The 628-nt window shown below is 46.0% G+C and carries 1 protein-coding gene; it reads right to left on the reverse strand.

Annotated elements, in window-relative coordinates; all coding sequences use genetic code 11:
- Nucleotides 1–86: 86 nt before the first annotated feature.
- The coding region (locus tag A3739_RS29280; protein WP_068500390.1) for a hypothetical protein at nucleotides 87–628 on the reverse strand (542 nt) is incomplete at its 5' end.

The raw sequence follows: 628 nt of genomic DNA on the forward strand, positions 1-628 counted from the left end.
ACTTAGTGATAAGAAGATATCGCTTTATATAGTACCTAGCGCGCTAGGTTGCTTTGCATTTAAGGCATAACACAAGCCAAGACCTATTATTTGAAGGCGCCTTCTTCAATCAACAGATTTAAAAGTCCGGCTGCTGAGGCTTCAAGCGCCCGAATTTCGTCACGCTTAGTCACCGTCTTGCGATAATTATCAATTTCACCAACACCGGCGTAAATTCTCACCCAGCCGGTATTCGAGATAAATTCACCGATCGCGGTACTATCGTCGACATACTCTGTGTAGAGTCCGGCTGTAATCACAATACAATGCGCACCTTTCGCTGGAACAATCCCCAACGTTAGCACTGAAGTAGAGTAGGTAAAGTTGTCGCGAAAGGATTCCATGCCATGAACACATGCTCCGCCGTCCGGCAATGCTTGCTGGATATCGAGAACAAAATCCGCCTCGTCTTCGTCCACCAAGTTGAAGCCATAATAACGAACCACGTCTTGAATCAGATTCAACACTTCAGCGCTTCGATGATGCAATTCAAATAGACGACCACTGTCTTGCAAAGCCGTTTGGATCTCCGCCCCAGTGACAGCTATATTGATGTAGGACAAATCAGAACGGTCAACCTCTTTCATGA

The sequence above is a fragment of the Oleiphilus sp. HI0067 genome (assembly GCF_001635735.1).